Origin of the sequence: Rhizobium hidalgonense, from assembly GCF_002914525.1 — a bacterium.
Lineage (GTDB): Bacteria > Pseudomonadota > Alphaproteobacteria > Rhizobiales > Rhizobiaceae > Rhizobium > Rhizobium hidalgonense.
In genome coordinates this window covers 120,163-129,731 of record NZ_LODW01000050.1, presented here as the reverse complement: position 1 = coordinate 129,731, position 9,569 = coordinate 120,163, and the positions used below count along the sequence as shown (strand labels likewise).

Annotated in this window: 8 protein-coding genes; 4 read left to right on the top strand and 4 right to left on the bottom strand. The window is 58.7% G+C overall.

Translation table 11 applies throughout. The annotated features are described in order from the left end of the window. Positions 1–544: 544 nt before the first annotated feature. From ATY29_RS13490 to ATY29_RS13480, 3 genes are all read left to right on the top strand, one after another. On the top strand, positions 545–1,465 hold the full coding sequence (locus tag ATY29_RS13490; RefSeq protein ID WP_097536623.1) for an NAD(P)/FAD-dependent oxidoreductase: 921 nt from the start codon (positions 545–547) through the stop codon (positions 1,463–1,465). A gap of 90 nt (positions 1,466–1,555) precedes the next feature. Then, on the top strand, positions 1,556–2,842 hold the full coding sequence (locus ATY29_RS13485; RefSeq protein WP_097536638.1) for an SDR family oxidoreductase: 1,287 nt from the start codon (positions 1,556–1,558) through the stop codon (positions 2,840–2,842). Next, positions 2,839–3,303: a DUF2269 family protein gene (locus tag ATY29_RS13480; RefSeq protein ID WP_097536622.1), complete on the top strand. Its 465-nt coding sequence runs from the start codon at positions 2,839–2,841 to the stop codon at positions 3,301–3,303. Before ATY29_RS13485 ends, ATY29_RS13480 begins: the two co-directional genes overlap by 4 nt. Positions 3,304–3,740: 437 nt before the next feature. On the opposite strand, the gene ATY29_RS13470 is transcribed toward ATY29_RS13480, so the two are convergent. The 3 genes from ATY29_RS13470 to ATY29_RS13455 all read right to left on the bottom strand — a co-directional run bounded on the left by ATY29_RS13470 (position 3,741) and on the right by ATY29_RS13455 (position 6,916). Beyond that, positions 3,741–4,325, bottom strand: coding sequence for a hypothetical protein (locus ATY29_RS13470; RefSeq protein ID WP_097536621.1), 585 nt, complete (start codon positions 4,323–4,325; stop codon positions 3,741–3,743). Positions 4,326–4,337: 12 nt separating this feature from the next. Continuing rightward, entirely contained in the window at positions 4,338–5,513 is a 1,176-nt protein-coding gene (locus ATY29_RS13465) for a zinc-dependent alcohol dehydrogenase (protein WP_097536620.1), read from the bottom strand. Positions 5,514–6,661: 1,148 nt separating this feature from the next. Then, positions 6,662–6,916 (bottom strand): hypothetical protein, encoded by a 255-nt coding sequence (locus ATY29_RS13455; protein ID WP_097536618.1) that lies wholly within the window; start codon positions 6,914–6,916, stop codon positions 6,662–6,664. Between the two features lie 264 nt (positions 6,917–7,180). Between ATY29_RS13455 and ATY29_RS13450 the strand changes: the two genes are divergently transcribed. Further along, complete coding sequence (locus tag ATY29_RS13450; RefSeq protein ID WP_097536637.1) at positions 7,181–8,458, top strand: NRAMP family divalent metal transporter; 1,278 nt, start codon at positions 7,181–7,183, stop codon at positions 8,456–8,458. A 427-nt stretch (positions 8,459–8,885) separates the two neighbouring features. Here the strand turns inward: ATY29_RS13450 and ATY29_RS13445 are convergent, their stop codons facing one another. Continuing rightward, positions 8,886–9,497, bottom strand: coding sequence for a CGNR zinc finger domain-containing protein (locus ATY29_RS13445; protein WP_097536617.1), 612 nt, complete (start codon positions 9,495–9,497; stop codon positions 8,886–8,888). Positions 9,498–9,569 lie beyond the last annotated feature (72 nt).

The window sequence follows — 9,569 nt, the reverse complement described above, 5'->3', positions numbered from 1 at the left end:
TTCGAGAAAGCGTTCTCGGGCGCGGCTGGAATTGGAAAAGGGGTTCATGATCATGTTGCACCGGATCCACCAGGTCACGAGCTGATGACTTTCTCAACACTATACCGGACATCGCCGCATTACCATCGAAGCTGCAATCTTTCTGTACGGAGGCCCATCGATGTGAGCTGAAAAGATGATCAGCCTGAGAAACAAAGCATCGCGCGTGACGTTACTTGTCGGCGCCTTATGAAGCGTGGAAGCATGCGAGCCATCTAACAAAAAAATTGCACGGAGACTTACCGTCGGCATCGTGGAAAAGCCGCCTTGGCTGATCAGAAGAGCTAGCAGCCATCGCATTTGAACGAGCAAGGATGCCGATGGTCGTCACTGAGCACGTATTCCGGATCTCCCGATCGTGCTGGCCCGCCAAATAAGCTTTACCAATGAGCAGCTACAGAAAATTCCACCAACAGCAACCCTCTTGACGTCTCGCATCGAATCTCCGGGAACTGCGAAGCCTTGGCGAGGTTGGGGTGCCGGGTTTTTCGGAGGAAATCGAACGATGGCGAACACGCTGGCAGAGCTGGATGCCCTCGTGATAGGGGCCGGGCCTGGTGGCATGTCAGCCGCCCTCTATCTTGGGAGGTTGAACCGCAGCGTTCTCGTCGTCGACTCTGGTCGCAGCCGCGCGCTGCTTATTCCGCTCTCGCGAAATCATCCGGCTTTCCCCGAAGGTATTGAGGGTGGCGAATTGTCGAGACGCATGAGAAGGCAGCTGCAGAACCTTCGTATAGCGATCGTGGCAGAGGCGGTATCGCAGGTGCGAAACGACGCTACTGCGGGCTTCATCGTTGACTACGCAGGCTGCCACGTGCGCGCCAAAAATGTCATCGTCGCGACCGGCGTCGAAGATAATCTGCCGCCGATTGAGGACGCCGAGCGTCTCACCCGCTCGGGGCATCTGCGCTTCTGCCCGATTTGCGATGGGTACGAAATCGCTGGGCGACCAGTCGTCATCATCGGCACGACAGAGGGCGCCGCTTCGGAAGCCGGCTTTCTCCGATCGTTCACGCGCGAGATAACAATCGTGACGCTCGGCGAAAGAACGAACTTCAGCGCCGCAACCATGTCTCGCCTTATTGCTGACGGTGTCGCCCTGCGTCGCGAGAAGTTGACAGGGTGCGTGCGTCGCGAGAAAGGCACCGTTGACCTCGTCATGAATGCCTCACCCACCATGACAGGGGTGGTGCTCTATTCCGCATTGGGGATTCGCCCGCGCTCGGAGTTGGCGAAGCAATTGGGGGCTGATCTCGAGGAAGATCGTCGGATAAAAGTTGATGCACATCAGGCCACCCGGGTGCCGGGACTATATGCGGTCGGCGACGTTGTGACAGGTCTGAATCAGCTTGGGGTGTCGATGGCTCAAGGCGAAATAGCAGCCGTTGCGGTGCATAACCGCCTCCGGCAAATGCAGGAAAGTTGAGCTCGCATTTCCGATGAACCGCTCGCTGCGAACACCGGAACGATTGGCGCACGCAGAAGTTCGGAGCTTTTGATCGCGAAGGCCGCAAGCATGAAAATTTTAGTCATCGGCGCAACGGGACTGGTTGGCAGCGCGGTCTGCGCCCGGCTGGCGACAGGTGGATATGATGTCACCCGCGCGGTTCGCCCTGGAAAGCGGCCGGCTGCAGACCCCGGCGCTTGGGTCGAAGTCGACGTGGCAAGGGCCGTAGGTCCCGCCGACTGGCTGCGTCAGCTCGAAGGCATAGATGCAGTCGTCAACTGTTCGGGCGCGCTGCAGGAAGGAATGGGTCACCGTATGACCGGCGTCCACGCTCGCGGCCCACGAGCCTTGTTTCGTGCATGCGAGCAATCTGGGGTGCGTCGAATGCTTCATTTCTCGGCGATCGGAGTGGATCGGCAGCAGCCGTCGGCGTTCTCGCGCACGAAGCTTTCCGGCGACATGGCTTTAATGGAAACCGATCTTGACTGGGTAATACTGCGTCCCGCGGTGATCCTTGGCGACGCGGCCTTTGGCTCGAGTGCATTGTTTCGCGGGCTTGCCGCGCTGCCGCTTCTGCCATTGATGCCGTCCACGGGGAAACTTCAGGTGGTGCAGCTGGAGGACGTCGCCGAAACCGTCCTTCGCCTTGTCGACAAAGCCGCGCCATCGAAACTCTCGCTCGAAATCGTCGGGCCGCAACAGCTTGAGTTCCATGAGATCGTAGCGCGATACCGAAGGTGGCTCGGCTGGCCTCCCGCCAAGCGCTATCTGCTGCCCCGCCCGCTCGCGAGCCTTCTCTATCGACTCGGCGACAGTGCCGGGTTGCTGGGATGGCGGCCGCCGGTTCGAAGCACTGCCGCAAGGGAGATTGTCCGCGGTGCGGTGGGTGATCCAACGGATTGGATCGGCGCTACGGGAATCCTGCCGGCATCATTGGACGAGGCTTTGGCGCGTCGCCCCGTTTCGGTTCAGGAGCGGTGGTTTGCCAAACTCTACTTCCTGAAACCGGTCATTTTTGTGCTGCTGCCACTCTTCTGGATATCGACCGGGGCTATTTCACTGACATCAGGTTTCGAGGAGGGTGTCGAACTGATGCTGGCAGGCGGAGCAGGGTTCTTGGCAACACCAAGCGTGATCGCTGGGGCTTTTGCCGACATCGTAATCGGATGCGCCATCGCTTGGCGCCGCACTGCACGATTGGGCCTTTTTGCAGCTGTCCTGCTGTCGCTCTTCTATTCAGCGGCCGGCACGGCAATATTACCGGAGTTATGGAGTGCGCCGCTCGGGCCGCTGACCAAGGTATGGCCGATCCTCGTGCTGCACCTCGTTGCTCTCGCAGTTCTGGAGGAGCGATGATCTATTTCGTGCTCAAGTTCCTGCATATCGCCGGCGCCACCGTTCTTCTCGGCACCGGCGCGGGCATCGCTTTCTTTATGTTGGTCGCGCATCGCACCGGCAATGCCACGACCGTGGCCGCCGTCGCTCGGATCGTGGTGATTGCGGATTTCGTGTTCACCACAACGGCCGTGATCGCTCAGCCAATCACCGGCATCGCGCTTGCTTGGTATGTCGGGTATTCCCTCTGGGACCGGTGGATCGTCTGGTCGATCATTCTCTATCTTGTGACAGGCGTTTTCTGGCTGCCGGTCGTCTGGATGCAGATGGAAATACGCAACATTGCAACCGACGCAGCGGTGAATTGTGAGCCGCTCCCGCCGCGATATCACACGCTGTTTTGGACCTGGTTCTATTTCGGCTTTCCGGCCTTCGCTGCTGTGCTGGGAATTATCTGGCTGATGATTACGCGACCGGTTTGATGAGAGTGCGTCTAGTTATGCCTTCGTGTTTCGAATTCAGATCCCGTCACATTTGTTCCCTGCGAGGGTCGAATGCGCGAGAAAGCTCAGAGTGACAGCACCGGTGCGCGGACCAGCGAGTTGGAAGAGGATGCGGTGCCAGACGTATGTAACAGCCGCCTCCAACGATGGGAAAGCTGTGACCGGCAACCAGCAAGGGCGGTCACGAAATCCGTAGAGGTGTCGCCTCTGCCCGCCTATTGCAGTACCAGGCTCGGTGCAGCTGACGAGTGCGGCCCACCCGTCACTCCGGGCCCACCCATTGGTTTGTTCGAGAACCATGGTTACCTCTCCGCCCGATTGCCGGAAGCGACGAGTGGAGGTCGCCGGCCGACCACATCACCGATTAGGAGTATCGGGCCTTCCAGCGTGTCCTCGCATGGACCTGCGCCCGCTCTTCATCCGCCGGCGCCGCCGCCTGATTTTGTCAAGCCACTTGCAGTGCCCTGTATGGCCTGTTGGTCTTCAAACTGCTTTCGCGCCATGCCGCGTGCGGCCTGTAGCCCCTGCGGAAAGCCGCTGCGCTCGCCATAGCTGCGGCCATGACCTTTTTGAACTTTACGCCGCGCTGTCGTGGCGCCCGTGGCTATGATGTCGAGAAGGGTGACTCCCGCAACCATCAGTAATGCAAACGCAGCATTGTCCCGCTTGTGATTGTCGGACCGCATTGCCGTTGCCAAAGTGGCAATATCAAGCGCGTCGCCCGCGATGCGACTTGCAAGCCCGGCCTTCTTGTCGACAGACAGCGTCATGAAACCCGACGTGATCTCGCGCACCCCAAAAGCGCGAACGTGATTTTCTTTGCCATGCATGCCAAGCGCACCGGTAATCCTGTCGGCTGCAAATATCTCGACGAGCCCGAGGCCGATGCTGAACCAACCGAGATTGCGCGCCAGCCGATCGTAAGAACTGAGCGAACTTGGTCCAGATGTAATGACTTTCGGATCGCCTTCTGAACGGGTCATGTTGGTGAGAAACGTCATTTCGGAACCTCCTTACGGTTTCAGAACAACCTTTATGCAGCTGTCCTGTTTATCGCGGAATACCTTGTACATTTCGGGGCCCTCTTCGAGCCCGACTGTATGGGTGATGACAAAGGACGGGTCGATCTGACCTTCTTCGATGCGGCGCAGCAGATCGTCAGTCCACCGACGCACGTGGGTCTGCCCCATGCGGAAGGTGAGGCCCTTGTTCATGGCCTGACCCATTGGGATCTTGTCGACAAGACCGCTATAGACGCCCGGGATGGAGATGATCCCTCCCGGTCTGCAGACATAGATCATCTCGCGCAGCACATGCGGTCGGTCGTTCTCCAACATCACCATCTGCTTGGCTCGGTCTAGCAGCGTGTCCGGTTGCCCCATCGAGACGTGGCTCTCAAGGCCGACCGCATCGATACACTTTTCCGGTCCTTTGCCAGCGGTCAGCTCATTGAGCTGCTCGATGACGCTTTCCTTTTGAAAGTTGATTGTGATCGCGCCGCCGGCTTCAGCCATGGAAAGACGTTCTGGAATGCAGTCGATGGCGACCACCTGCTTCCCTCCGAGAAGTACAGCACTGCGGATTGTCATCTGGCCAACCGGCCCGCAGCCCCACACCGCGACCGTATCGGTCGGCTCGATGTCGCACTGCACAGCCGCTTGCCAGCCGGTCGGGAAGATGTCGCCAAGGAAGAGCACCTGCTCGTCGGTGAGACTGTCTGGAACCTTGATGTGGGTTTCGTCCGCGAAGGGGACCCTCAAGTATTCTGCCTGACCGCCTGGGTAACCGCCTGTCAAATGGGTGTAGCCAAATAGGCCTGCCGTAGCGTGGCCAAACGCTTTGTCGGCCATGTCCTTGTTGCGGTTCGTCCGCTCGCAGACTGAGAAGTTGCTGCGTTTGCATTGGTCACATTCACCGCAGTTGATGGTGAACGGCACGACAATCCGGTCGCCCTTCTTCAGACGCCCGTTCATCTGCGAGCCGGTTTCGATGACCTCTCCCATCATCTCGTGACCCATCACATCTCCCGGCATCATCGCGGGAATGAAATTGTGGAATAGGTGAAGGTCGGAGCCGCAGATCGCGCAGCTCGTGACCTTGATGATCGCGTCACGGGGATGCTCGATTTCCGGGTCTGATACGGTGTCGCATCGGATGTCTTCCTTGCCATGCCAGACGAGCGCGCGCATCACTGTCTCCTGCCGCTGTTTCATCGATAGCTGGTAACGCGGGCTTTGCCATGCCCCGTGTCGAGGATGCATTGCCGCCCATTGCCAGGCCCACAAACAACGGTGTGTTGTGGAAGTTCCCGGCTACATCTGATTCAGAACCGATGCCGGGGATCGGACGCCCATCCTCTAACCGCACTTCAGCCCCTTGGCATTCAAGCAAAAGGGAAATGCTAGGCGCAATGGACCCGCGAAGTCCACAACCGCCAATCGCGTGTGCGGTTCGTTTCCCGGCGGCGGGAACTTTGAAGGCGCGCAAGGTTCGAGGACCAATGCGAAGATCTCGGCAATTTCTCCGAAAGATCACTTCGTCACGGTCCAAAGCATCGTAGCCGACGGTAAAGGTCGCTTTGGGTTGTCGACCCGGCTGCGGCGGAAAAGACCGTCAACACGGCGTTTTTTTGTCCGGCAGCGTACGGGAACAGCAGGAGGACAGTAAGGTTAATGCATTGGATCGCGGGAGAGAGGTAGCACTTCCGGATCGCGCGCCTTTTCACCTAGCGATCCACCCAATCCCAGAGTTGGGTCGTGCGGGGGTTTTCGGTCTGCTCCCAAGCGACGCTCCGTGCGGCCCGACACCTTGCAGGCGGAACGCCGTGAACTCTGAGATCATGATCATCAGCCCATGCCGGAGCCATCCCACAGCACCGTCGCTTGCCCAGGCGACGATGGCACCAGCCGTCAGTCCGGGAAGAACGATTGTCCGCCGGTTTTGCGGAATTGTCACAGGTCGGCATTCAATTCCGGGTCAAGCTTGCCGACGGGTGTGAACCCAGAAGCTTGCCGACGGGTGTGAACCCAGCCAATATGGAAATATACCGCGCCGCGCGGCGGCGGAAACTTGAGCACCTACTGAAAGAGATTGAAAAGGGTGCTCCGGATCAGGGGCACGCACCCTTCTCGTGCTGAGTTTTGATTATCAGCAAGGAGCAAAAATAGCAGACATATTTTGATCTTCAATCGGACGGAAGTCTGAGTTCGAGCAGAATGGTTGAGCGAATACACGTCGAAGCGATATCGCCCGATAATCTCGCTCTGCGAGAACCGAGGGTCGTCGCTAACGGGTAATACCTGCTCCCGCTTGGCAGGAACAACTCTTGAACGCAATCTCATCGCGATCGGCAAAGCAGTGGGCGCTCTTCGGCTGCATCTTGATGAGCCTGATCTTCCGGCATCTCCGCAGGAGCGATAATTTCGAAATCGCTCGGCATAGCGTGCTGATCCGTACCAAGGAGTGCCAGTGTCCAGTAGTCAGGCTCTGCGCCGAAAATGGTGGAGACCTGAACAACGGTAATCTTTCCGTCGAAAAACCTCGACGATTTTGCCCAGTAGAAGCAGCCCGGCATAAAACTCGCAGCACCCATAACGCCTACCCCCTCGATCGCAGATCCATATAGATGATCATGATTCGCTTTTCGGCGGATCCCCACGCGCTCGTTCGTACGCTTGCGCACTCACTGATGCGCCAGATCGCCCGGGAAAGATGGGCGTTGTTGCAACGTCGGCAGGCATGGGCGCGTGGCGTCAGAGCAGGGGCATCGTCACGCAAGGGCTTGGTGTCAGAAGCGCAGCTTTGGAACAAAGGTCGAGTTCCCGGCATTCCTGGCCAAATGCTCTCGGGTTCTGTCATGGTATCGTCGTCCATCGAAAACACGTCTCCCAAGCGAAACGCCAGCTTTCTGAGGGCGTTGGGTCCAGGACTGATCACGGGAGCCGCCGACGACGACCCAAGCGGCATTGCCACTTACAGTCAGGTGGGTGCTCAGTTTGGTTTTACTCTGGGCTGGACCATGCTGTTCAGCTACCCGCTGATGACGGCGGTCCAGGGATTGAGCGCAGGCATCGGGGCCGTGTCAGGAAAGGGCCTCGCCAAGAACCTCAAGCTCCATTACCACCGCTGGTTCGCCTACGGCGCGATGGTCCTATTGTTCATCGCGAACTTCATCAACATCGGCGCCGACCTTGCCGCCATGGGAGCTGCGCTCCGGCTCCTGGTCGGTGGTCCGGAGGTTGTCTACGCCCTGCTGTTCGGCATCCTTTGCGCGACGATCCAAGTTTTCGTACCATATCCCGCTTACGTCAATGTCCTGAAGTGGTTGACGCTTTCGCTATTTGCCTACGTTGCAGTGGTTCTCGTGGCGGAAGTGCCTTGGGGCGAGGCGCTGGGCGGACTTTTAGTGCCGAAATTCGAGTTGAATGGTGACCACTTCACCGCGATCGTCGCCATCCTCGGCACCACCATTAGCCCGTACCTGTTCTTTTGGCAGGCCGGGGAGGAGGTCGAGGAATTGAGGAACAGGAAGCTTGCCCGGCTGCGACGGAATCCGGAAGCGGCAGGGCCGGAACTCGGCCGCATTCGAATGGATACCATGGTGGGGATGGGCTTCTCGAATATCGTCGCTCTCTGCATCATCGTTGCGGCCGGCGCGACTTTGCACGCCAATGGCGAAACCGACATCGAAACCTCGGCGCAGGCAGCCGCGGCGCTCAAGCCAGTTGCAGGGAATTTCGCATTCGCGATTTTTGCGGCGGGGATCATCGGGACGGGCCTGCTCGCAGTCCCGGTTCTGGCGGGTTCGGCGGCTTATGCCGTTGCAGAGTGCTTCGGCTGGCCCGAAGGGCTCGACAAGAAGCTCAAGGACGCTAAGGCTTTCTACGCCACGGTCGTGATCGCGACGATTGGAAGTGTTGCAGTCACGATGCTGGGACTTGATCCGATCCGCGCCCTGTTCTGGAGTGCGGTCGTCAATGGCGTTCTGGCGACGCCGATAATCATCCTCATGGTCTTGATGGCCAGGAACCCAGCCATCATGGGAGATCTCAAAGCACCACCTTGGATGGTCTACATCAGCGCTTTCACGGCGATGGCCATGGCTGTGAGCACCCTCGGCATGCTCTTGCTTTAAAAGGGATCGGGCAGGATCGCCGATTCCGAAGCGGCAATACCCCAAACGCCGAGAACGGCGCTGGAACATCCTCTCGCGGTTCTTCACCGGGATAGAGGTGATCGCCGCCGACTTCCTTCCCGTTACGGTGTGCGGATCGCTCACCACATCAGAGACGGTAGCTCAATGCTCGATCCGTTCGAGGCTATGGCATCGGTTTGTCCGGCTTCCTGGCCGGAAGCTGCAATAAGGCCAATCCGAGAATGAGGCCGGTCAATAACCGGCGAAACGACACATCGCCAAAAGCTTGATCTACGGCGATCACGACGGCGCCATCTGACAGGTATGGAAGCGCGGCCAAATGCGTGGGTTTGGCCAGGGATAAGAGCTGATGCACAAAACTGCGAGCATGAGAGCCGGTATTGTGCTTCCCAGCGCTGCTGCAAACCTATTTGCCTTTCATCCGGGATCGGAAGCGTTTGATGCGGGCGTGGCTGCCGCAGGTCGCGTCTGAACACCACATTCGTCGTCCGCTTTTGGAATGATCAAGAAATAGCCACCCACAATTGTTGCCCGTGCATTCTCGCACCGCTCGCCGCCGATTGCGCTCCGTCACCAGATCGACCGCCTTGATCGCGAAGAGCTGAGCCAGTTGCGCAAGATCGTCAAAAGGTAAAGCCCACGCATAGCCGCCTTCATGTTCTGCAAGGCGCTGATGGCATCGGCCGCGACGTGCGCAATTCTCCACCAGGCGCAGATTTTCGACCGGGTAGGGCTGTCCAGCGTCCTCACTAAGAAAGAGCCGGTGGATCGATTCACGCAGCGTAAGAGCATCCGCATGCGCTGCAGCCGCCTTCGGCGGATCGCTTTCCGCCAGGCTGTGAAGCCGCGACACCGCTCGCCGGTCGATGAGGTTTAGTCGGTCCGCCAAGACAAGCAGATCATCGAATGACCGCAGAAGATCTGGCCCCCAGCGGCCGCGCCTGCTGTCGACGGTGTTGGCGAGGTCGAGGGCAGGATGACCGCCGCTCAGGCGCATGTCAGCTGTCGAGGTGGCCATGCCTGGAACAACTCCCGAGGAATAAGGTTGTAACGGTATAAATAAGCTTTAACCGTAACAACCACAAGGTCG

What these genes read in the sequence shown, in the direction of transcription:
- ATY29_RS13490 (WP_097536623.1), top strand. Translation starts at nt 545, where the DNA reads ATGGCGAACACGCTGGCAGAGCTGGATGCCCTCGTGATAGGGGCCGGG.
- ATY29_RS13485 (WP_097536638.1), top strand. Translation starts at nt 1,556, where the DNA reads ATGAAAATTTTAGTCATCGGCGCAACGGGACTGGTTGGCAGCGCGGTC.
- ATY29_RS13480 (WP_097536622.1), top strand. Translation starts at nt 2,839, where the DNA reads ATGATCTATTTCGTGCTCAAGTTCCTGCATATCGCCGGCGCCACCGTT.
- ATY29_RS13470 (WP_097536621.1), bottom strand. Translation starts at nt 4,325, where the DNA reads ATGACGTTTCTCACCAACATGACCCGTTCAGAAGGCGATCCGAAAGTC.
- ATY29_RS13465 (WP_097536620.1), bottom strand. Translation starts at nt 5,513, where the DNA reads ATGCGCGCGCTCGTCTGGCATGGCAAGGAAGACATCCGATGCGACACC.
- ATY29_RS13455 (WP_097536618.1), bottom strand. Translation starts at nt 6,916, where the DNA reads ATGGGTGCTGCGAGTTTTATGCCGGGCTGCTTCTACTGGGCAAAATCG.
- ATY29_RS13450 (WP_097536637.1), top strand. Translation starts at nt 7,181, where the DNA reads ATGGTATCGTCGTCCATCGAAAACACGTCTCCCAAGCGAAACGCCAGC.
- ATY29_RS13445 (WP_097536617.1), bottom strand. Translation starts at nt 9,497, where the DNA reads ATGGCCACCTCGACAGCTGACATGCGCCTGAGCGGCGGTCATCCTGCC.